Origin of the sequence: Pseudovibrio sp. Ad5 (assembly GCF_001623095.1) — a bacterium.
Lineage (GTDB): Bacteria > Pseudomonadota > Alphaproteobacteria > Rhizobiales > Stappiaceae > Pseudovibrio.
On record NZ_LMCH01000005.1, the window covers coordinates 96,019 to 117,058 of the forward strand.

A 21,040-nucleotide genomic window follows, 5' to 3' on the forward strand; every position below is an offset into this window, starting at 1 on the left:
CTTTTAGCCGTAGATCACTTTTGGCAACCATGTTGCCATTTCCGGCAGGTACCACAGGATGATCAGCATCAGAACCTGAATGAGAACAAACGGGATGATACCGAAGTAAATGTCTGAGGTTTTCACTGACGGCGGCGCCACACCCCGCAGGTAGAACAACGCAAAGCCGAACGGAGGCGTCAGGAACGATGTCTGCAAGTTTACAGCCATCATCACACCCAGCCATGCAGGGCTCATCGGTTCACCATTAGGCATCTCAAGCTGCAGCAGAATTGGTGCAACAAGCGGAACAACCACGAACACGATTTCCAGAAAGTCCAGGAAGAAGCCCAGCACGAACATTACAGCCATAACCGCAATGATCGCACCCAGCGCACCACCCGGCAGACCAGTCAGCGCTTCCTTCACCAGTTCCTCACCACCCAGATCACGGAAGATCAGGGAGAAGAATGTTGCGCCGATCAGGATCACAAACACCATACAGGTGATCTGTGTGGTCGACTGCATCACTGGCATAAGCACTTTCTTCGCCATCACGCGGTAAAGCGAAACGAGCAACCCATAAGCAAGCACTGCGCAGGCAAAACCAGCAACCCAAATACCAATCATATCACCGGTTGGGATCTCGTTACGTGCAACACGCAGGTCCATGAAGGATGTCAGAACCAACATCACAACAAGAGACAGCACAGCCAGATACACCGGCCAAGGCTTGTCTTCTTCCATGCGGTATCCAGCAAGCAACAACGCACCAACAGCACCCACAGCAGCAGCTTCAGTTGGTGTCGCAATACCTACGAGAATTGAACCAAGCACCGCGATAATAAGCGCAATTGGCGGCACAAGAGCATGAAGAACCTGACTGAGGGTTGGTCCCGCAGATCCATCATCACGCATTGGAGGCGCTTTGTGCGGCTGTGTGAACGCAACAAACAGCTGGTACACAATGTAAAGGCCAACAAGTGCAAGACCTGGAATAAGCGCCCCTGCAAACAAATCCCCTACAGAGAATGGATCTGGAGCAAAGTTACCCATCTCACGCTGAGCGATCTGGTAGCCGTTGGAAAGCTGGTCAGCAAGGAACACAAGCACGATGGAAGGCGGAATAATCTGCCCCAGCGTACCCGAGGCCGCAATCGAACCGCAGGCAAGACGCGGGCTGTAACCGTTACGCAGCATGGTCGGCAGAGACAAGAGCCCCATGGTGACCACAGTTGCGCCAACAATACCGGTTGAGGCAGCAAGCAGAGCGCCCACAATCGTTACAGAAAGCCCCAGACCGCCCGGCATACGCCCAAACAACCGGCCCATGGTTTCCAGCAGCTCTTCCGCAACCTTGGAACGCTCCAGCATCACACCCATAAAGATGAAAAGCGGAACCGCAATCAGGGTTTCGTTGGACATGGTGCCGAAAATTCGGCTCGGAATTGCGCCTAGCGTCACGCTGCCGCCAAAGAACGACGCGATCAGAGCGAAAATCAGTGCGACACCAGCAAGAGTAAATGCAACAGGGAAGCCCGCCAACAAACAAATACAGGCAACCGCAAACATCAAAATATCAAGAGTATGAAGAAGTCCATCCATCTCCGATTACTCCTGGATCTGACGAAATGAGTCGAGTGCCTTCTTGTCACCGCGAAGGGCAAGAACACTTCGAAGAATAATGGCGACACCCTGTAAGGAAACCAGAACGGCAAAGGCAATAATCGCACTCTTCAGAAGATACCGTCCTTGAATACCGGATGCCTCCTGAGACCCTTCCCAGATTGCCCAGGAACTGAGCACATAGCCCCAGGACCAGTAAATAATCACCGCACACATCGGAAGAAGGAAGAACACCGAACCGAGCAGATCAACCATCGCTTTGATACGTGGGCGAGCATCCCGGTAAAAGATATCGACCCGCACGTGCCCATCTACGCTTAGCGTATAAGCAGCAGCCGACATAAACAGGAAACCGTGCATGTAGGTGATGGATTCTTGCATCCAGATGGAACCGATACCAAAAACGTATCTCATCACCACCACTGTAAATTGGACAAGCACAATGCCCAAAGTCAGCCAGGCGCAACTCTTGCCGATGCCACGATTGACTGAGGTAATCAGGTTCATTAGGGCGCGCATGCCCGCCTCTTCGTCTTGGTCTAAACCAAGCCTCTAGGATTATTATTGGGCCCCAAAGGCCAAGATAGAGCTCTTGAAAGAAAAGCTCCCCGCAAGGATTGCGGAGAGCGTGTGCAGCAATAAGTAAAATTAACCCAGGATACGATCGCGAGCTGTCAGGTAGTTACGCTCAGCAAGGCTGGACCATGCAGAGGTTTCCTTACGAGATTTGAGGTAGCTTTCGTAGATGCGCTTGGAGAGGTCATCTGTTTCAGCCACTTCAGCAACAACTTCTTCAGCTTTACGGCCGATTGCATCGAACACGTCATCAGAGAAGTCACGAACCTGAACGTTGTGCTTGGTCAGGAGAGTTTCCAGAGCAGCACCGTTGTTGTGGTTGTACTCAGCGAACATGTAGTTGTTCTCTGCCATACATGCAGAACGGATCAACTCCTGCTGACCAGGTGTGAAGCTTTCCCAAACACCTTTGTTCATGCCGAAGGACAGACCAGCACCTGGCTCATGGAAGCCTTTGGTGTAGTAGTACTTAGCAACTTTATAGAAACCAAACGCCATATCGTTCCATGCGCCAACCCACTCGGTTGCGTCGATCGCGCCGGACTGCATTGCAGGGAAGATTTCAGAGCCAGGAAGCGCAACAGCTGATGCACCAAGACGGCGAAGAACTTCACCACCCAGACCAGGCATACGCATTTTCAGGCCTTTGAGGTCTTCAAGAGATTTGATCTCTTTGTTGAACCAGCCACCTGCCTGCAGACCGGTGTTACCAGCCAGGAAGGATTTAACGTTGAACTGACCAGCAAGCTCATCCCAAAGCTGTTGACCGCCACCGAAATGCATCCATGCTTCCAGCTCAGCAGCTGTCATGCCCATTGGAACGGCAGTGAAGAAGCCAAATGCTTTGTGCTTGCCGAGCCAGTAGTAGTCAGCAGCGTGGTACATGTCAGCTGTACCATTGGAAACAGCGTCGAAGCTCTCAAATGCAGGAACAAGTTCACCGGCAGCAAACAGCTTTACAGTCAGCTGACCTTCACTGGCAGCAGTGATGCGGTCAGCGATGCGCTGTGCGCCAGTACCGAGACCCGGGAAGTTCTTAGGCCAGGTGGTGACCATTTTCAGTTCGCGCTTACCAGCTGCGAGTGCTGGAGCTGCAAGAGTAGCTGCGCCAGCGGTTGCACCTGCCAAACCAGCATTTTTCAGAAAACTACGGCGGTCCATAAAAACTCCTCCCAAGAGCTTCTTAAATCAAATCTCTTTATGCCTCCGCAGAATTGAACCTCTTCCATTGAGATCTCTGCGACAACATGACCAACTTCTTATAACCCTAAAACTACGTGAAAATACAAGGAAATCTGCACTCTATTGGACAAATTAATTATTCTTGGATCAACTGAGCGTACCTCATCTATGCGTTTTCAACCGAAACCAGCCGCAACGTAACTATCGAAACATTTTTAGGAATCTCCGCCCTTGAGGGCTAACAATCAACCTCCAAAATCGGAATTCATAGCCTTTTATTTCAATGTTAATAAGTCAGCCTACATGACCTAACTGGCTTGAGCATTGCTCCATTAATTTTCTGGGTGAATTAAGCCACACAGGTGGTAGATGCTTTAAAATACAATAATTTAGAGGAAACTAATCTACAGTTTCAGTTGAAACTGAGCAGAGGTGCGCAGACACGATGCCACCCGATAAATCCGAGGCCTTAGACCTCAATCAGGTCGGCATTGCAAAGCGAAGACAGCTAACATTTAAAGATGCGTTCCGATGCACAAACAACTATCCACACGAAGGTGTGGTTTTCTACAGGTTCGCGCATTAACGATAGCGCGAATTTCTTCGAAAACGCCCATACGAAATTGCTTGAAAGCAAATTTCTCAGGCATTTCGAGAGCGATTCTTCCAAAAATTGCCGTAATCTAGAACAGACCTGCCGTTGCGCCACCATTCAGCCCAGCAATCAGCATCAACGTTCCCATCAGCAAAATAGTCAGAGCGCCAACCACCTCAAAACCGCGCAGAATAACCGTACCAGCCTGACTGTCGGCACCCCAGATCCGCAAGGCAACCTCACGCGAGAGCACTGCGAGACTCGCCAGAATAGAAACGGTAATACCTGTCCCCAATGCCATCACGAGCGTGGAGGCCACACCAGCCCAAATCATGCCCTGAGAAAACGCAAACGCAAGCACGATCAAAGCACCGGTGCATGGACGAAGCCCCACTGCCAGAATGATCGACCAGATGCTTGTGAGTGTCATGGCTGAGTTCTGAACCATCTTCGGATCCGGCGCATGCGCATGGCCACAGCTGGAACAAACCTCTCCATGCTCCGAATGCTCATGTTGATGATGGTCATGTGAATGACCGCAGCTCGAAGCAGGCTTTTTACCAAACCATGGCTTCAAAACACGTTGCCAAACAAGGTAGAGGCCAAGCAGGAAGACCAACACATAAGAGCCAAGCTCAAACCAGCGGGCTGTTGCATTAATCGCCGTACTGGTCAGATGCAAAAGGACTCCAGCCCCACCAACCAGCACAATCGCTGTCACTGCTTGCGCAAAGGCAGAAGCAAAGGAGAGCGCAATCCCTTTCTTCAATGTCTGCTCATCTGCAATCACGTAAGAAGAAATCACTGCCTTACCATGCCCCGGCCCTGCAGCATGAAACACGCCATACGCAAAGCTGATCAGCATCAGAAGCCACCCGGCAGAAGGATTGTTGCGGAAGTTTCTCAGCGCGCTTGTCAGCTTAAGATAAAACTCATTCTGCAACCGGGTAATGGTCGCCATGCCTTGCTGGAAAATATTCATATCCGGACCACGCAGCTCAGCAGTATCCGCAGTCTCACGCTCAGAAACGGAAGACAGCGTCATCGGCTCACCACCTTGCGCAAGCGCTGCCACAGCATCTTCTGCAGACGCAGGTGCACTCTCAACTGGCCCAGGTGTAATCTCGGAAATGAATTTAGTATTGCCCGTAGAAGCTGTTGTAGTCGCCACACCATCGCAAGACACAATCACCTGATTGACAAGCGCTGCTGTGTATCCCTGCAACTCTTCAGGAACATTCCGCTGGTCAGCACCGATCGTTGCCAACTGGGCAGCAATTTGCCCGTCCAGCTCAGGAGGATGGACCAGCTCAACAGAACATTTTCCGGGAGCATTCTTCAGCGTCACGGCCATATCTGCCTTAGGCCATTTAAAATCGATGTAGTAGGTTGGGTCATAAACATCGAGTGTGATCGGCTTGTCAGCCTTGATCTTCTCTTTGAGCGGCAGTGTAAAACTCAACTCCACCAATGACACGGGGCTCGTGTCTGGCTGGCTGCGACCAGCTGCAATCTCTTCAGCAATTGCTGCTCGGTCTTCATCGCTGATCAACCAGTAATCATCAAAGGCTACCTTGATCATTTTCATGGATGGATCAAATGGCTCAGAGAAATCTATCTCCGCTTTGCTGTCATCCCCAAACGTGAAGTAGCCGTACTCTCCAAGACCCTCAATGTTGATCTTAGCCAGCTCATCCAGCTCATTTCTCTCGAAAAATCCATTCTGATTGGCATCCAACCCCTGCACGGCATAGGCCGTGTACAGGTCGTCAAACAGCCATTTGTGCCGAATGTGGGTCAGATACCCGTCATCATCAAACACCAACTCGGCGCGCGCTTGCACAAACATATGCGGATGTGCTGCAACCTGTTGAGAAGGCAACAGAAATACCAGCAGCATGCAGAATGCGGTCAAAAACCGTAGGAGCTTATGAGACATGGCGCCTTAACAAAATATGAGAACCCGACACGACAAGTGTAATAAAATAACGGCAAATTCAAGACCCATTTATTGAAGGTCCTGAGATACGTTTTTCCCGTAATTTAGAACCATTCGGATAATTCTTCCGAATTTGATGCCCATCACCTACGAAATAAACCGGATATTGCTTTAAGAATAAACCAATATCCCCGCAACGCTTCTTGTTCAATTTCGTTTGGGAGGGCTGAATGAACGTGCCATTGCATAATAAAATAACGATCGATACCTACATGACCCCATTGGATCATCCAGAATTCGCTGGCCACGAGCAAATCGTATTTGCAACAGACAACGAAACGGGCTTGAAAGCGATCATCGCGGTTCACAATACCAACCGCGGTCCCGGTCTCGGTGGATGTCGCATGTGGAACTATGCAAGCGCAAATGAAGCTCTGACTGATGTTCTTCGTCTCTCAAAAGGCATGACCTATAAGAATGCGTTGGCTGACCTTGCTTTGGGAGGAGGAAAGTCAGTCATCATCGCAAACCCGCGCACTGATAAGACCCCAGAGCTTCTCAGAGCATTCGGCAGACACATCAATCGCCTTTCCGGTAGCTACATCACCGCAGAAGATGTGGGCATCAGCTCTGACGATATGGAAATCATTGGCAGCGAAACCCAGTTTGCTCGCGGGACAGATGCCACTGGTTTTGGCGATCCTTCGCCGTACACTGCACTGGGAACCTTCGTCGGGATCAAAGCAGCTGCCAAACATAAGTTTGGCTCTGAAGACCTCTCAGGCCTGACTGTATCACTCAAAGGTCTGGGTCATGTGGGATATGACGTAGCACGTCAGTTGCATGAAGCAGGCGCTAACCTGATTGTCTCCGACATCTATGATCCGGCAGTGACCCGCGCAATCGAAGAGCTCGGCGCATCCAGCGTGTCTCCAGACGACGCACATCTCGTCAAAGCGGATATCTTTGCCCCATGTGCGCTTGGCGGTGGCCTGAATGCTGCAACTATCCCGGAGCTGAAAGTAGCTGTGGTCGCAGGAGCTGCAAACAACCAGCTGGAAACACAGGAAGACGGCGCAGCACTCATGAAGCGCGGCATTCTGTACGCTCCAGATTACGCCATCAACGCAGGCGGCGTCATCTCTGTTGCTTTGGGCGAGCCTGGTGCATCAGACTCAATCGTGCGTCAGAAGACCCTCGCGATCGGTGGCACACTTGCTCAGATCTTCGATCGGGCCGATGCAGAAAAGCGCCCAACCAACATCATCGCGGATGAGTTGGCTGAAGAGCGCTTCCAGCATCACCATAATCCAGCTTAAAACGGAGGGCAGATCTAGCCCTCTTTTGGCAAAGGCCCATCAAGCATTTTGGGGCAGTCACCATGCTGCTCCAATTGCTTGTGCCAGTTGACCATGTAGTCAACAAAGGCACGCACCTTCGCAGACAGATGCCTACGATGCGGATAGACCGCGTACATCGCAGGCCCCGGCACTTCGTAGTCTTCTAATGCCGGTATCAGCGTACCTGCCATCAACTCTTCCAGCACATAAAAGATCGGCAAACGCACAACGCCAAGGCCTGCCAGCGCTGCTGCAACCGCAGTCTTCGCACTGTTCACATGCATCGGCCCTTTAACGGGAACAGAAAACCGCTCTCCATTTGCCAGAAACATCCAGTTGGTCTTGTGCTTGTAGTTGGTATCAATGATGCAGGGCATACTCGCCAGATCACTTGCCTTCTCAGGCATGCCATGCGCTTCCCAATACGCAGGAGAGGCACAAACCACGACACGAACATCCCGAATCTTCCGCGCAATCAGGCTGGAATCCTCAAGTTCGGCCACACGAATGGCAACATCATATCCTTCTTCGACAATGTCGACGAAGCGATCTTCCATCTCGATGTCCAGTTCAACGCGCGGATGTTCCTGCAAAAACGAAGCAAGCACTCTACCCAGCGTCGCCTCAGAAAAAGAACGCGGTGCACTCAGCCGTAATCGGCCACGCACCTCCCGATGGTCTTGCTGTACCGCATCTTTCAGGTCATCAAACCGCTGCAACAGCTCACCAGCTTCACGGAAATAGGCTTCACCAACCTGGGTCAGAGAAATCTGGCGGGTGGTCCTGTTCAGCAGGCGCACGCCCAGTTCGTCTTCCAGCTCGCTCACATACTTGGAAATAAGCGCCTTGGAGCGCCCCATATCCCGTGCTGCAGCCGAAAAGCCACCGCTTTCTACCACCTGCAAAAAACATCTAATTCGTGTGATGGAATCCATCGATCAAACCTCATAGGTGGTCGCAGTCAACGAGCATCAGCCTGTTGTCTTTGTAGGCGCTTCCGGCGACGTCTCACACGTCCTGCAATGCCAACCATCCGCAAAAGAAACAAACCCGCCGTAAACCCAAGTCCAGCCAGCACTCCACCTTCAATGGTCACAGGCACAGCAGGCTCAAAGTCTTCCCAGGTTGCCTTGGAAAGCTTGGTGTCCGGCTCTTTCATGAAGATCCAGACGCGCTCAAACACAGCAGCGGTTTCCATCGCCAATTGCTGTTCTTTCAAAGCCTCAAGACGGTCCAATGACCGCTCAACGCTCATCCCGCGCAACTGCACAAACTCATCCGCGCTCTGTGCCATATGCGTTAATGCAGCAGAAGCGCTTCGGTGGGTAACAGTCGCATCCGCAACAAAATCGGCTTTCACTTCCTCCAGCGCATCAATAGCACCGCCCATACGCTGACGGTATTGCTGGGCAAATTCAGGAAGCTGAGAGGTCACAATGCCGCTTACAAGCGCAACGCCAAGCGTCAATACTCTTGCAAACATCATTGCAAACCTCCCCTCTAAGTTAATCTACCAGAGTGATCACTCCAGCAGCACCTTCTTCCGTACCAAAGGCCAGCCGGTTCCCCTTCTTATCCCAGGCAAGGGCAGAAACAGGACCAGCACCCGGACGGCGCAACAGCACTTCAGCATTATCGTGGAACCGAACGGCCATCACCATGCCATCCTGATAACCAATCGCCACCATTTCTTCAGTTGGATGGCAGCAAACAGTCGTCACCATGCTGTCCCCGCGCACGCCAAGCTCCAGAGGTGCCTGCCCCATAGGACCACTCTTGCCCATAAACGGCCAGAGGATCGCAGCCTGAGCACCGGACGTCGCCAGATACTTGCCTTTGGCAGACCAGCTCACGGACTTCACCTTACCCGGATAACCGGTCATGCGCATGTCTTGGCTGTCGGCCAAACGCCATCCGTGCAGAGCGTTCTCCTGCATAGTGGTCACAAGGTACTTTCCTTCAGGAGAATACGTGACCAGACTATGCGCACCTTTCCAGCTCAGTTCCTGAGGATCACCAGCGGCATTTACCCAAAACAACGTCACGCCATCATAGCGGGATGCAGCAAGGCGCATCCCTTTAGGCGCAAACGCCAAACCAGCAAAGGCACGCGGCAGCTGAAATTCTTTGACCTCGCCGCTCTTCAGACGAACCCAGGCCGTACGACCAGATGCATAGGCCACACTGTCCTGCGGGCCAGCTGCAATAATGTCGATCCATTTTCGCGGCTGCTCAGCAAGCTCTTCAACACTTCCATCAGCGCTAACTTTACAAATCCTGCCATCACCACCACCGGTGATCAGAGACTTGCCATCTAAAGAAGGCGTTGCACAAAGCAGGCCATTTTTGTGAACCGGTGTCTGGGTTTCCGGCCCACCAGCAAAAAAGACAGAACCTTCACCACTGGCAAAGGCAGCTACATCACCCAGAAATGTTGCAGAAACAACAAATCCATCGGTATCAAGAGGAGCAGTTACAGGCACCAGAACTTACTCCGCAACACAAGCTTCAAACGCAGTTTTCAGTGCAGCACCATCCAGCTCACGGCCAATGAAGACAATGCGGCTTTCACGCTTTTCATCATCCCGCCAATCACGCTGATGGTTGCCCTCTACGATCATATGAATGCCTTGCACCACATAGCGCTGCGGATCATCCTTGAACGACAGGATACCCTTCATGCGCAAAATGTTCGGCCCCTGAATCTGCGTAATCTGATTGATCCAGTCAAAAAAGACCTTCGGGTCCAGATCGCCAACCGTGAAGGAATAGGACTTCACAGAATGCGTGCCTTCATGATCGTGATCACAATCTGGGCCACACTCATGGTCAGGGTGGTCATGATCATGTTTGTGATCGTGCCCATGGTGGTGGTGATCATGGTCGTGATCACAATCCGGGCCGCACTCATGATCGTGCGCGTGCTCAGCTTTTTTCAAAAACTCTGGATCAAGATCAAGAATACGGTCCAGTTCAAAGGCCCCACGATCCAGAACATCAGAAATCGCGATCTGACAGCGCTCTGTATGGTGGATCTTCGCATACGGGTTGATCTTACGAATCGCCGATTCAACGCCAGCCAGTTCCTCTGCTGAAACAAGATCGGTCTTGTTCAGCAAAATCACGTCAGAAAACGCAATCTGATCTTCTGCTTCCTTAGTGTCTTTCAAACGCTGCTGGACATGACGGGCATCAACAACAGCAACAACAGCATCAAGCTTAGCCGCTTCGCGCACGTCATCATCCATGAAGAACGTCTGTGCAACAGGAGCCGGATCAGCAACACCCGTGGTCTCCACGATGATCGCGTCAAACGCGCCTTTGCGTTTCATCAGGTTCTCAACGGTGCGGATCAAATCACCACGAACTGTACAGCAGATACAGCCGTTGTTCATTTCATAAACTTCCTCGTCAGACTCAACGAGAAGGTCATTGTCGATACCAATTTCGCCGAACTCATTGACGATCACAGCATAGCGCGTGCCATGGTTTTCGCTCAGAATACGGTTCAGCAAAGTGGTTTTACCTGCGCCCAGATATCCGGTCAGCACGGTAACAGGAATACGGCTATCAGCAGCCTCGGACATTTACGTCTCCTTGGATGGGTGTGCGCTCGCACTCAGCTGGCACTTGGAACGCGTTCGCTCCGATAAAAATGTTAGAGCATAGCTGCGTTCATGCAAATGAACGCAGCTATGCGATAATCTCTTGCCCTCAATATAGACAGTTGCTCTGCCAGCAAAAGACCCTAGCTGCGGATTAGCTGTTATCGCACCTTCTGTCCCCCAGGAATTGGCACCACCATCTAGCCCACGTCACAATCCAAGCTTGCGCCGAAGCTCCAGAACAAGCAGAAAACCGATGCAAAAAATGATGAAGAACACCGCAAAGCTAATGGCAACCGGCATACTGCTGTTCAGCAAGGGAGAGAAGAAAAACATATAAATCAAAATCATCATCGCCATTGTCACAACAATGCGCGCCGGGCTTCTCGTCACAAACTGAAAAACACCCAAAGACCTGATCTTCTCAGGCACACGAAGACCACTCATAAAAATCTCCATTCAAAATAAAAGGTGATCCTAGGCTCGTTATTTGACAGAAGCAAGAAGCCAGCACCGATGGCTTAAACAGGACCACCCAACCTCCAGCGCTCAACCCACTCAACTAATTTCCGTTTGCATTCAATCGCTTCCATCCCCTACCATCCAGCCGATCGTTTTGGGGAACTGGGAGGCCAACCATCATGCTGAAAACCATAGAGGCGTTTGACCGCATCGGGGACGAAAACGCATTTGCCGTTTTGGCACGGGCAACTGAACTCGCTCAGCAGGGCCGCGATATCATCAATCTCGGCATCGGCCAACCAGACTTCAAAACACCGGAACACATCGTGGAGGCAGCCGTCAAAGCGTTACGCGATGGCCACCACGGTTACACCGGCGCTACGGGTATTCTCCCACTCAGAGAAACCATCGCAGCAAGCCTACATGCGGAAACAGGCGCAAATGTCTCCCCTGACGCTGTCATGGTCGTTCCCGGCGGCAAGGTCACCATGTTCATGGCAATCCTGATGTTTGGTGAGCCCGGCAAGGAAATCCTCTACCCAGACCCCGGCTTCCCGATCTATCGTTCCATGATTGAGTTCACAGGAGCAACACCAATCCCGGTGCCAATCCGTGAAGAAAACGACTTTGCTTTCTCAGCCGAGGAAACCCTGAACCTCATCAATAAGCGCACAGCTCTACTCATCCTCAACTCCCCGGCCAACCCGACAGGCGGCGTGACACCGCGCTCTGAGATAGAGAAGCTGGTAAAGGGATTGGAAAACCATCCAAACCTGCCAGTCCTATCTGACGAGATTTACTCCCGCATGACCTATGACGGGCTTAAGCACACGTCCTTGATGGAATTCAAGCAACTCAAAGACCAACTCATCCTGCTCAATGGCTGGTCCAAAACTTGGGCTATGACAGGCTGGCGCATGGGCTATTCCGTCTGGCCAGCTTCTCTCATTGATAAAGCACGCAAGCTTGCCGTGAACTGCTGGTCGTGCGTCAACACACCCAGTCAATACGCAGGCATTGCCGCCATCGAAGGCCCACAGGATGCAGTAGATAAGATGATGCTGGCTTTTGACCGCCGACGTAAGCTCGTGGTGGAGGGACTAAACGCCCTGCCCGGCATCTCCTGCAACACACCCAAAGGCGCCTTCTACGCCTTCCCGAATATCAAAGAAACAAAATGGCGAGCCAAACATTTAGCTTCAGCACTCTTGGAAGAAGCAGGCGTTGCGCTCATCGGCGGACCTGATTTTGGTGTCTTGGGAGAAGGATATCTGCGTTTTTCCTACGCCAACTCAGAGGAGAACATCAGCCGTGCATTGAGCCGTGTGGGTGATTTCCTAAGCACCCACACCAAATAGGAAAACTCTAACGCTGCGCTGTCACCACAATGGCCTTTTCGATCAAGTCGGAAAGGTCTGGGGCCTTACTGTCCTGATGCACAGGCTGCATGATGAGGAACAGAGAGGAAGGCCCAATTGAGGTCAATCCATCAAGCTCATCAATATCAAACTGGAGCACGACTTTCCCGTCTGCATCCATCAGCGACAAGCCATCATCATAGCTCCACTGCCACGCTGTAGCTTTGGAGATAGGCGCATAAAGCCCCTGACAATTCTTGGTCTCAAACGAGTTGCCATATCCACTCGCAGCAGGCTCAGAACCAAGCTGCGCAGAGCAGGTTTTAGACGACAACACATCAGAAATTGACCAGTGACCAGAAATTACACTGGCTTGACCGGATAGGACGCCAAAGCTAGCTAACGCCAGGGTTGCGCCGGCAGCTACTACTGTTTTTCTCAAAATCCCATGCATACGAACAGCCTCCAGGATCTGTTTTATGTACAGATTCTGGACGCAATCAGTTAACTCAAGGTTAACAGGAAATTAAGTGAGAGATAACAGATCTAAAAACATAACTTATTCATGGATTTAACTCAAAAACAAATACACGCATTACTTGTTGAATACAGATACAATCTAAAATAAATCTAATTACATACTAGTTATTATTTACATGAAGTGCAAAACGCACTCGTTTTAGGTGATTTGCATTTCGCATCAAAAGGCAACCAAGCAAGGCAAGCCAACCAAAACTCAAAGACCACCGCGAGGAGCACTTAAAAATGAGCAGCCTTCTCTACCTAGCGAAGCGAGTCGATTTAGAGAGTTAGCCAACGAGAAGAACCATACACGTCATGGCGAGTGTAAAAAAACCAAACATCTTCAAGTCTTTATGATCTTCGATACTTCCACGAGAACTGACCATGACGAAACTCCAAACGCAATACAAGATGCCGCTTAGATAAGCGCGGCATAGTAAACATAGAGTTTCAATGAGGCAGTTTCACGATCACCAAACTGCCTTTTGGTTTCAAATGGCAGTTACTCAGGGTTCGCGCACAGCCCGTCCACTGACACCAGTCGCTCACCCGGAGGCGGCGCACTCTCACGAATTCGCAGCTTAGGCTCGATTAACGTCAGTTCATTACTGAGCTTCTCGCCATTCATCTGTGAAAGCATGAGTTCTGCAGCATTCACACCAATGGTTCCGGCCCCATTGTCCACAGTGGTCAGGGCTGGTGTTCTATTTTCCGTACCCTCGGTGTCATCGTAACCAACAATTGCCAGGCCCGGCCCCGGCTCAACACCAAGTCGGCGAACAGCACTCATAACACCCAGCGCCACAAGGTCGTTGAAACATACCACAGCTGTTGGCCGAGGATCCGTCTGCACAATCTGCTTGGCAATGGATCGGCCATCATCCTGCGTCATCAACTCAGGAATATCCAATTGCTCATCCGCATTGATCCCCGCATCCTCAAGCGCTGAGCGCCAACCGCGGTTCCGGTCACGCCCGGCAGAACTGCCACGCCGACCACCAACCATCGCGATCTGGGTATGCCCTTGCTCAATCAGATGTTTAGTAATGCGGTAGGATCCAAGGAAGTCATCACCACGAACACAAGGCGCATCCGCTCCAGCGACATCGCGGCAAACCAGCGTGACCGGCACTCCTTGCCGCACAATGGAGTTGATGTCCTTGTCAGTCGTGCCAACCGAAGCGCACAAAATAAGCCCATCAACCCGATGCTGCAGCAGCGTATCGGTGAAATGTTTCTGCCGCTCGACAATATCGCGGTGATTACAAATCAGAATGGTCTTGTTGTGCAGCGCCAGAGTTTCTTCCAGCCCACGAAACACCTCGGCAAAATATGGATTGAGAATATCGTGAACCGCCACCCCAATCATATTGGATTGAGATGTCCGCAAAGATGCAGCTGACCGATTATAGATATAGCCCACTTCCTCAGCATAGGCTTTCACCCGTGCTTTCGTGGTTTTAGCGATCAAAGGGGAATCTCTCAAAGCCAAAGAAACTGTAGCCGTCGAAACGCCCAGTTTCTCAGCAAGATCGCCTAATCTCAATGGTTTACCTGTGCCGCTCAATGCCGATGTCCTCGCATATCCAGCCGGATCCAGTTTGTATTCTTAAGCACTTATGCACAGCAACATTAGCAAATAGCAATACTCCACACTGCCAACAAAGAGAATTCATTATGAATTCTCAAGTTTTAGCCACTTGCCAAACCCATCAAACATGCTGATATTTTTTAGCGAAATACATAAGCAAATGACAGGTTTCGAGAAAATGTATTCAGACTTCAAATTATTGGCCCAGTACAACACCTGGATGAATGCACAGCTTTATGAATGCGCGGAACAACTGAGCGATGCGCAACTCAAAGAAAACCGCGGTGCGTTCTTCAAATCAGTCTTCGCGACCTTCAATCATATCGTGGTGGGAGATCTGGCCTGGCTGCGCCGTTTCGCAAAGCATTCCCAAACATATGAGAGCCTGCAGCAACTTGATCAGTTTCCAGTGCCAAAAGCACTCACATCTATTCCATACGACAGCTGGTCAGACTTGAAGGCTGCGCGGCAAAAGCTGGACGCGATCATTGAAGAATTTGCAGGGGACATCACCGCCACCCAAGCGGAGAACGCTCTCACCTATGCCAACATGAAAGGCATACCTGCAACGAAAAACTTTGGGGACTTGGTGCTGCATTTCTTCAACCACCAAACCCACCACAGAGGGCAGATAACAACCCTGCTCACCCAGTTTGGACTGGAAACACCAGATACAGACCTGCTGTTTCTCTGCCAGGACGCTTAAATCAATAAAAAATCATTGGCCTGTGTTTAACGCAGGCCTTGCGCCTTCAGCTTAATCAGCAGCTTCCAGCTCTACCTTCTTCGCAGCCTGCTCTTGCGCAGTTTTATCTTCGTTCTCCAGCTCATCTTCCAAATCCGGATCATCTTCAAAGCTGGCAGACAGGTTCTTCTCAACCTGACGCAACAAGCGACGAAGCTTCTTGCGGTCTTTGTCATCCATACCTGCAAGCGCTTCTTTCTCAAGACGCTTCCACGCACGATCAACCAGCAAAATCCGGTCACGGCCTTCCTCACTCAGGAACACGCGCGCAAGCCTGCCGTCTGTTTCCGAGATCCGGCGGAACACAAGCCCCTGAGCTGTCAGGCGTGTCACCATTTTTGTCACGGTTGGTGGCTGAACACCAAGCGCCAGAGCCAACTGGCTCATGGTCTTGCCATCTGTCTCGCTCAAAACTTTCAGAACCGCTTCCTGCCCCGGATGCAATCCAATGCGCGATAAGTGTGCCCCAGAACGCGCACGCTGCGCTTTCGCGGCCTGAGCAAGACGAAATGTCGTGCTTTTTTTAAAATTGAAACCCATGGTCTGGCTAATCTCGCTGCTGTCCCGATCAACGTCAAACGCCCGAAAAAAGGCGCCGTACAGCAGTGATAGCCGCCGAATATATAACTCAGATGACAGTTCGATAATTATTTAGTGACCTAATGAGATTTCTTAGGTGTTTAAGCTCTTTAGTTCTACTCAGTGGGATTTTTGAGGTTACGCGGATACTTTTATCCGGTGTCCCATCGCTTGTTCCAAAGCATCCACCGCTTCACGGCAATAGGCCGCGTATTGTGATTCCATACGGTAGTTCAGCGAGCGTGGGTAAGAAGCATCCAGCGTCATATCGTGGGTAATCCGCCCCGGCCCAGCGGCCATGACCACAATGCGGGAGGACAGGAACACACTCTCATAAACAGAGTGCGTCACGAACAGGATCGTCCAGTCATGGGCAGACTTCAGCTCAAGTAGGTCATCATTGAGCCTGTTGCGGGTAATCTCATCCAGAGCTGCAAACGGCTCATCCATTAGCAACAGCTTCGGCTTGGTCACCAGGGCTCGTGCAATGGAAACCCGCATCTTCATGCCGCCGGAAAGCTCTGTGGGCATATGCGTTGAAAAATTAGAAAGCCCGACCATCTCCAACGCTTCTTCAACACGATCCTTCGCATCACGCTTGGAAACACCCTTCACCTTCAACGGCCAGTAGACATTCTCAAAGGTATTCGCCCACGGCAGCAGCGTTGGATCCTGAAAAACAAACCCAACCTCTTCCTGCCCGGACCGGATAATCTCACCTGAGCTGGGCTCCTCCAACCCGGAAATGAGCCGCAGAATAGTAGACTTCCCACACCCTGACGGCCCAAGAATACTCAAAAACTCCCCCGCCCTCACATCCAAGTCAAACCCATCGATAGCGGTGGTGCCATTTTCGAAGGTCTTGGAGATGTCCTTTAGGGACAGGAGGGGGGAGTTTTTCATTTTCATTGGGACCTAAGAAAGTTTATTTCTCCTAGTCGACTTATCATAAGATTGATCTCACGCCCACCTTATTGAACAACAGCCGTATTGAAGTTTTTGTTGACTGGATGATTGCATGGAACCGCAGTTCCGGCACCATCAATATCAGCACCACATACCTTTGCGTTGTCTTGATAATCCAAGAGCTGATGCCCCCAACCTAAAACTGTACTTCCAGGCATGTTCGGAACCACCTCGCCAGTCAGAACAGCGCGGGAGGCCACAATGGTCTCAAGCATTCTTGCCTTCAAATCTTGATCATTGCCAGATCCAACAGCTAAATTACAGGCTGCCTGTACAGAACGTAAAGGACCACCTATAGGAGTGGTAATCTTCGTATTCCAAAGATAATCCATATCGGCAATACGCCCAAGAGCTTCATGTTCGCGAGAGGGATCTATAAACGCGAAGTCAGCACCGCTAGTATACTGAGCATTCGCAAAACTCGCATCATCTGAACCAGAAAAATAGCCGCTTCTCGGCCAGCCAACAATTCTCTTAGTCCCAGGGAATTTCGTTCCAACTTCATCAATCAGGCTGTGCCCTGACACCCCAGTTGCAGCCGAAGAGCATGAAAAGAACACAAGCTTATTGAAGTCGGCGCCAGTATCCCTCGCTGTCTTAAGATGTTGAGCAAAAGCGTCTTTAGCAAATGGCCCAATACCATCACAGTTGCCATGGGCAGTTGCAATCAAATCATCAACCTGAGTAATATTTGCAGGCCCAGAGAGCTGGATAACTGCGCCGTTATCTTTCATGTAATAAACATTATCGGCACCTAGATTATTCTCAGTCCAAATTTGGTTTCGAGAATTTGTAAATCGATCACAATAGGTTGAAGTAATCAGAACACCCGTAGCAGCTCCCGCTTCACCAGCCATCACCCCGGCCAGTGCCAGTGCAACACCCCCAAGCAGTCCTTTTCGTGTTTTTCTGGAAAACATAATCGGCTTCTCCTTTTTATTGTTAGCCACCAAGAAGGACGGGGCACTGCTCTTCACGTGAGCCATTAGCCCCAACTGCCAGTCACCAGAGTAAACGCCTTCCTACCCACTACCTCTGAAAAACCGGAGCATCCCACGCCCTCCCCCCATGACGTCCGCGCTCCAACGCGCTACTCTGCATGCAAGACAACAAGCACCGGAAAACCACATGAGCGACCTGCCCCGCCGTTTTTGGCATGAGATGACAACAACTGACTTCTCTGAGAACGACACCAGCGACTGGATCGCAGTGTTGCCGATTGCGGCGATTGAGCAGCATGGCCCGCATCTGCCGGTCTACACGGACACCTGCATCGCGGAAGGGCAAGTCGCTCGCACGGTTGAGCTGTTGCCCGATGATCTGCCAGTCACATTCCTCCCCGTTCAGGCCGTCGGCAAATCAGATGAGCATCACTCGTTCCCCGGCACGCTCAGCCTCACATGGGAAACTGCCGTCAAAGCCTGGATTGAGATTGGGGAATGTGTTGCCAGAGCAGGCATCCGCAAGCTGGTGCTGGCCAACTCCCACGGCGGCAACTCACCACTGATGGACATCATCACCCGCGAGCTGCGCCTTAAGCACAACATGCTGGCCGTGGAATCCAGCTGGCTCCGCTTCGGCCAACCGGAAGGCCTCTATGCTGAGGAAGAGTTCACCTACGGCATTCACGGCGGAGATATCGAAACCTCCATCATGCTCTCCTTACGTCCTGATCTCGTACGCATGGATCACGCCACAGACTTCACCTCTACCCAAACCGACCACATCAACAAAGATGCCTACCTGCGGGCCCATGGCCGCCATCAATATGGTTGGATGAGTGAGGACCTGAACAAGACCGGTGCCCTCGGCAATGCGGCGCTCGCCACAGCAGAAAAAGGCCACTCCTCCCTCACTCACGCCTCTCAGGAGTTCATCAAACTCCTGCGCGATGTGCAACGTTTTGATGTGTCATCCTTCAACAAAAGCTAGATCATACCTTCAATTAATGACGTAATTTCAATGCGGTAACACCTCATAAAAATTCCTCTTGCTATAAATTGTCATTTATGACAGTTTATTCAAAACAAACACATGAGGTTGGCAATGAAGATCTGTCTCATCAAAGCATCTGCACCGAGCTATTTTAAAGACTACAAGAAAGCGCGTGGAGGCCCGCCTCAGTCCATCTTCTCAGCTGCGGCAGCAACCCCCCGCCATTTTCAGCTGGAGATGCATGACGAAACCATCAGGATGGTCGATCCCCGCAAGGTGACTGCCGACCTCGTGGTGCTTTTCTTCGCAACCCCGGATGCCAACCGAGGCTACGAGCTCGCCGCAGCTTTCTCGGAAAAAGGCAGTCAGGTTGTGATCGGCGGCCTCCACGCCACCTTCGTGCCAGAAGAAGCCAGCGAATATGCAGATGCGGTGATGACAGGCGAATGTGAAAACGTCTGGGATGAGTTGCTACAGGATGCGCAAAACCGCAGCCTCAAGCCAAGATACACCGGCACCTACGCCGACATGTCCAAGCTTAACCCATATCCGCGCCATCTCATCACCGCAGAGCAGTATGGCTGGGAATGGTCCGTGCTGGTCAGTCGCGGCTGCAAACACCACTGCAGCTTCTGCCTCATCCCCGGCATGCTTGGCAAAACCCGCTATCGCCCAATCCCCGACATAATCAATGAGATTTCCGAAATGGAAACCGATTGGGTCGAACTTCACGCCGACCACCTGACGGAGGATCGCGAATACGCTTTGGAATTATTCAAAGCATTAGAAACGCTCAAGATTAGATGGGCAGGCGAAACCACTATTCGCATAGCAGATGATCCGGAACTTCTGGAAGCCGCAGCAAGGTCCGGCGCCAAGTACTTGCTCATTGGAATAGAAACCCCGTCCAAGGCAGCACTCAAGCGTGCAGGCAAGGGTTTTGTAAAACCTGAAAACTTAAAATCTCAAATTTCTAACATTCATACACATGGAATTATTGTCGACACCACGGCTATTTTTGGCTTCGACGAGCATACACCAGAAATTTTCATCGAAACCGCCAAGTTCTATCATGACATAGGGGTAGATATTACCGCACCGGCCATCGCCATCCCCTTCCCTGGCTCCCGCTTCTACAAACAGCTGGAAGAGGAGGACAGATTGCTCTCTGACAATTGGGGAGAATTTGATGGTGCCCATGCGGTCTACCAGCCAAAAAACATGTCCTGTGAAGAGCTTGAGGCGGGTGCAGAAGAATTCTCGCAGCATTTTTACTCAATGTCGCGGTCAGCTTCGAGAAAACTTCGTCAGATAAAAGATTTCGGGTTGGCAACCACGCTTCAGATTACGTGATTGCCAGCGCCTCATACCATAGGAAGGATGGCTAAGCCTAAAGGATCCCAACCCTTAAACTTTACCGTCCAATTAAGGAGAGCTTAGAACAGTTTAACTGTCTCTACAGCTCTCCTTTTTCCAAAATTTCACCCCACAAAGACGCATCAAATCCAAGCAAAAGCTGTTTTCCACCAATAATAAGTGGCCTTTTAATTAATGAAGTTTCCTGTGCCATCAAGGCGATAGCGCTAGCCTGGTCCGTGACACCAGCCTTGGTTTCATCATCCAATTTGCGCCATGTGGTACCGCGTTTATTCAAAACAGCGTCCCAACCGAATCGTTCACAGGCCTCTATCAGTGCATTTTCATCTGCACCATCTTTCTTGTAATCGTGAAAATTGTAGTTGATTTTAGATTCATCCAGAAGTTTACGAGCCTTGCGAACACTGTCGCAATTGCGAATACCATACATAATCAACAAGATCAGAACCCTTCATTTCCTCATCATTAGATGAAATATACTCATCTTAACGTTAGTGCGTCTCTCAACTGACGCGCATTAAACCGCAAGAAATACATCCCTTAGCACCTGAATACGCTATGAAATTGCGCTGCGCCCACATTAATTCCTCGTTTCAACTACGCAATGCCCCCTAGACGCATTCATTCATATGGGTAATATCACTAAGACGCCAGAATCCGCCT

Annotated in this window: 20 protein-coding genes; 5 read left to right on the forward strand and 15 right to left on the reverse strand. The window is 50.9% G+C overall.

Annotated elements, in window-relative coordinates; translation table 11 throughout:
* Positions 1-3: 3 nt before the first annotated feature.
* The 4 genes from PsAD5_RS03305 to PsAD5_RS03320 form a co-directional block, all read right to left on the reverse strand.
* Positions 4-1,584: a TRAP transporter large permease gene (locus PsAD5_RS03305; RefSeq protein ID WP_063290291.1), complete on the reverse strand. Its 1,581-nt coding sequence runs from the start codon at positions 1,582-1,584 to the stop codon at positions 4-6.
* Positions 1,585-1,590: 6 nt separating this feature from the next.
* The gene (locus PsAD5_RS03310; protein ID WP_057461842.1) at positions 1,591-2,124 is read right to left on the reverse strand and encodes a TRAP transporter small permease subunit; all 534 of its coding nucleotides are present in this window, start codon (positions 2,122-2,124) and stop codon (positions 1,591-1,593) included.
* 129 nt (positions 2,125-2,253) lie between these two features.
* The gene (locus tag PsAD5_RS03315; RefSeq protein WP_063291083.1) at positions 2,254-3,342 is read right to left on the reverse strand and encodes a TRAP transporter substrate-binding protein; all 1,089 of its coding nucleotides are present in this window, start codon (positions 3,340-3,342) and stop codon (positions 2,254-2,256) included.
* 704 nt (positions 3,343-4,046) lie between these two features.
* The gene (locus PsAD5_RS03320; RefSeq protein WP_063291084.1) at positions 4,047-5,897 is read right to left on the reverse strand and encodes a HoxN/HupN/NixA family nickel/cobalt transporter; all 1,851 of its coding nucleotides are present in this window, start codon (positions 5,895-5,897) and stop codon (positions 4,047-4,049) included.
* A gap of 230 nt (positions 5,898-6,127) precedes the next feature.
* Between PsAD5_RS03320 and PsAD5_RS03325 the strand changes: the two genes are divergently transcribed.
* The gene (locus PsAD5_RS03325; RefSeq protein ID WP_057461845.1) at positions 6,128-7,216 is read left to right on the forward strand and encodes a Glu/Leu/Phe/Val family dehydrogenase; all 1,089 of its coding nucleotides are present in this window, start codon (positions 6,128-6,130) and stop codon (positions 7,214-7,216) included.
* Positions 7,217-7,230: 14 nt separating this feature from the next.
* Here the strand turns inward: PsAD5_RS03325 and PsAD5_RS03330 are convergent, their stop codons facing one another.
* From PsAD5_RS03330 to PsAD5_RS03350, 5 genes are all read right to left on the reverse strand, one after another.
* Positions 7,231-8,172, reverse strand: a complete 942-nt coding sequence (locus tag PsAD5_RS03330; protein ID WP_063291085.1) for a LysR family transcriptional regulator — start codon at positions 8,170-8,172, stop codon at positions 7,231-7,233.
* Positions 8,173-8,198: 26 nt separating this feature from the next.
* Entirely contained in the window at positions 8,199-8,723 is a 525-nt protein-coding gene (locus tag PsAD5_RS03335; RefSeq protein ID WP_063291086.1) for a DUF2937 family protein, read from the reverse strand.
* A 19-nt stretch (positions 8,724-8,742) separates the two neighbouring features.
* Complete coding sequence (locus PsAD5_RS03340) at positions 8,743-9,720, reverse strand: WD40 repeat domain-containing protein (protein WP_063291087.1); 978 nt, start codon at positions 9,718-9,720, stop codon at positions 8,743-8,745.
* A gap of 6 nt (positions 9,721-9,726) precedes the next feature.
* Positions 9,727-10,824, reverse strand: a complete 1,098-nt coding sequence (locus tag PsAD5_RS03345; protein WP_063291088.1) for a CobW family GTP-binding protein — start codon at positions 10,822-10,824, stop codon at positions 9,727-9,729.
* Between the two features lie 228 nt (positions 10,825-11,052).
* Positions 11,053-11,289: a hypothetical protein gene (locus tag PsAD5_RS03350; RefSeq protein ID WP_057461851.1), complete on the reverse strand. Its 237-nt coding sequence runs from the start codon at positions 11,287-11,289 to the stop codon at positions 11,053-11,055.
* Positions 11,290-11,483: 194 nt separating this feature from the next.
* Here PsAD5_RS03350 and PsAD5_RS03355 point away from each other — a divergent pair, with 194 nt between their 5' ends.
* Positions 11,484-12,662 (forward strand): pyridoxal phosphate-dependent aminotransferase, encoded by a 1,179-nt coding sequence (locus tag PsAD5_RS03355; RefSeq protein ID WP_063291089.1) that lies wholly within the window; start codon positions 11,484-11,486, stop codon positions 12,660-12,662.
* A 7-nt stretch (positions 12,663-12,669) separates the two neighbouring features.
* Here PsAD5_RS03355 and PsAD5_RS03360 read toward each other — a convergent pair whose 3' ends face one another.
* Positions 12,670-13,116, reverse strand: a complete 447-nt coding sequence (locus tag PsAD5_RS03360) for an AprI/Inh family metalloprotease inhibitor (protein ID WP_063291090.1) — start codon at positions 13,114-13,116, stop codon at positions 12,670-12,672.
* A gap of 570 nt (positions 13,117-13,686) precedes the next feature.
* Entirely contained in the window at positions 13,687-14,751 is a 1,065-nt protein-coding gene (locus tag PsAD5_RS03365) for a LacI family DNA-binding transcriptional regulator (protein ID WP_063291091.1), read from the reverse strand.
* Between the two features lie 184 nt (positions 14,752-14,935).
* Between PsAD5_RS03365 and PsAD5_RS03370 the strand changes: the two genes are divergently transcribed.
* Positions 14,936-15,481: a DinB family protein gene (locus tag PsAD5_RS03370; RefSeq protein WP_208988466.1), complete on the forward strand. Its 546-nt coding sequence runs from the start codon at positions 14,936-14,938 to the stop codon at positions 15,479-15,481.
* A gap of 51 nt (positions 15,482-15,532) precedes the next feature.
* Here PsAD5_RS03370 and PsAD5_RS03375 read toward each other — a convergent pair whose 3' ends face one another.
* From PsAD5_RS03375 to PsAD5_RS03385, 3 genes are all read right to left on the reverse strand, one after another.
* The gene (locus PsAD5_RS03375; protein WP_057461855.1) at positions 15,533-16,060 is read right to left on the reverse strand and encodes a MarR family winged helix-turn-helix transcriptional regulator; all 528 of its coding nucleotides are present in this window, start codon (positions 16,058-16,060) and stop codon (positions 15,533-15,535) included.
* A 177-nt stretch (positions 16,061-16,237) separates the two neighbouring features.
* The gene (locus PsAD5_RS03380; RefSeq protein WP_084405904.1) at positions 16,238-17,002 is read right to left on the reverse strand and encodes an ABC transporter ATP-binding protein; all 765 of its coding nucleotides are present in this window, start codon (positions 17,000-17,002) and stop codon (positions 16,238-16,240) included.
* A gap of 68 nt (positions 17,003-17,070) precedes the next feature.
* Positions 17,071-17,985: a hypothetical protein gene (locus tag PsAD5_RS03385; RefSeq protein ID WP_153041332.1), complete on the reverse strand. Its 915-nt coding sequence runs from the start codon at positions 17,983-17,985 to the stop codon at positions 17,071-17,073.
* Positions 17,986-18,193: 208 nt separating this feature from the next.
* On the opposite strand from PsAD5_RS03385, the gene PsAD5_RS03390 reads away from it, so the two are divergent.
* Together PsAD5_RS03390 and PsAD5_RS03395 are read left to right on the forward strand one after the other, a co-directional pair.
* Complete coding sequence (locus PsAD5_RS03390; protein WP_063291094.1) at positions 18,194-18,997, forward strand: creatininase family protein; 804 nt, start codon at positions 18,194-18,196, stop codon at positions 18,995-18,997.
* Between the two features lie 114 nt (positions 18,998-19,111).
* Entirely contained in the window at positions 19,112-20,353 is a 1,242-nt protein-coding gene (locus PsAD5_RS03395; protein WP_063291095.1) for a B12-binding domain-containing radical SAM protein, read from the forward strand.
* Between the two features lie 103 nt (positions 20,354-20,456).
* Here the strand turns inward: PsAD5_RS03395 and PsAD5_RS03400 are convergent, their stop codons facing one another.
* Complete coding sequence (locus PsAD5_RS03400; RefSeq protein WP_063291096.1) at positions 20,457-20,807, reverse strand: ArsC family reductase; 351 nt, start codon at positions 20,805-20,807, stop codon at positions 20,457-20,459.
* Positions 20,808-21,040: the final 233 nt, after the last annotated feature.

What these genes read in the sequence shown, in the direction of transcription:
- PsAD5_RS03305 (WP_063290291.1), bottom strand. Translation starts at nt 1,584, where the DNA reads ATGGATGGACTTCTTCATACTCTTGATATTTTGATGTTTGCGGTTGCC.
- PsAD5_RS03310 (WP_057461842.1), bottom strand. Translation starts at nt 2,124, where the DNA reads ATGCGCGCCCTAATGAACCTGATTACCTCAGTCAATCGTGGCATCGGC.
- PsAD5_RS03315 (WP_063291083.1), bottom strand. Translation starts at nt 3,342, where the DNA reads ATGGACCGCCGTAGTTTTCTGAAAAATGCTGGTTTGGCAGGTGCAACC.
- PsAD5_RS03320 (WP_063291084.1), bottom strand. Translation starts at nt 5,897, where the DNA reads ATGTCTCATAAGCTCCTACGGTTTTTGACCGCATTCTGCATGCTGCTG.
- PsAD5_RS03325 (WP_057461845.1), top strand. Translation starts at nt 6,128, where the DNA reads ATGAACGTGCCATTGCATAATAAAATAACGATCGATACCTACATGACC.
- PsAD5_RS03330 (WP_063291085.1), bottom strand. Translation starts at nt 8,172, where the DNA reads ATGGATTCCATCACACGAATTAGATGTTTTTTGCAGGTGGTAGAAAGC.
- PsAD5_RS03335 (WP_063291086.1), bottom strand. Translation starts at nt 8,723, where the DNA reads ATGATGTTTGCAAGAGTATTGACGCTTGGCGTTGCGCTTGTAAGCGGC.
- PsAD5_RS03345 (WP_063291088.1), bottom strand. Translation starts at nt 10,824, where the DNA reads ATGTCCGAGGCTGCTGATAGCCGTATTCCTGTTACCGTGCTGACCGGA.
- PsAD5_RS03350 (WP_057461851.1), bottom strand. Translation starts at nt 11,289, where the DNA reads ATGAGTGGTCTTCGTGTGCCTGAGAAGATCAGGTCTTTGGGTGTTTTT.
- PsAD5_RS03355 (WP_063291089.1), top strand. Translation starts at nt 11,484, where the DNA reads ATGCTGAAAACCATAGAGGCGTTTGACCGCATCGGGGACGAAAACGCA.
- PsAD5_RS03360 (WP_063291090.1), bottom strand. Translation starts at nt 13,116, where the DNA reads ATGCATGGGATTTTGAGAAAAACAGTAGTAGCTGCCGGCGCAACCCTG.
- PsAD5_RS03370 (WP_208988466.1), top strand. Translation starts at nt 14,936, where the DNA reads ATGACAGGTTTCGAGAAAATGTATTCAGACTTCAAATTATTGGCCCAG.
- PsAD5_RS03375 (WP_057461855.1), bottom strand. Translation starts at nt 16,060, where the DNA reads ATGGGTTTCAATTTTAAAAAAAGCACGACATTTCGTCTTGCTCAGGCC.
- PsAD5_RS03380 (WP_084405904.1), bottom strand. Translation starts at nt 17,002, where the DNA reads ATGAAAAACTCCCCCCTCCTGTCCCTAAAGGACATCTCCAAGACCTTC.
- PsAD5_RS03385 (WP_153041332.1), bottom strand. Translation starts at nt 17,985, where the DNA reads ATGTTTTCCAGAAAAACACGAAAAGGACTGCTTGGGGGTGTTGCACTG.
- PsAD5_RS03390 (WP_063291094.1), top strand. Translation starts at nt 18,194, where the DNA reads ATGAGCGACCTGCCCCGCCGTTTTTGGCATGAGATGACAACAACTGAC.
- PsAD5_RS03395 (WP_063291095.1), top strand. Translation starts at nt 19,112, where the DNA reads ATGAAGATCTGTCTCATCAAAGCATCTGCACCGAGCTATTTTAAAGAC.
- PsAD5_RS03400 (WP_063291096.1), bottom strand. Translation starts at nt 20,807, where the DNA reads ATGTATGGTATTCGCAATTGCGACAGTGTTCGCAAGGCTCGTAAACTT.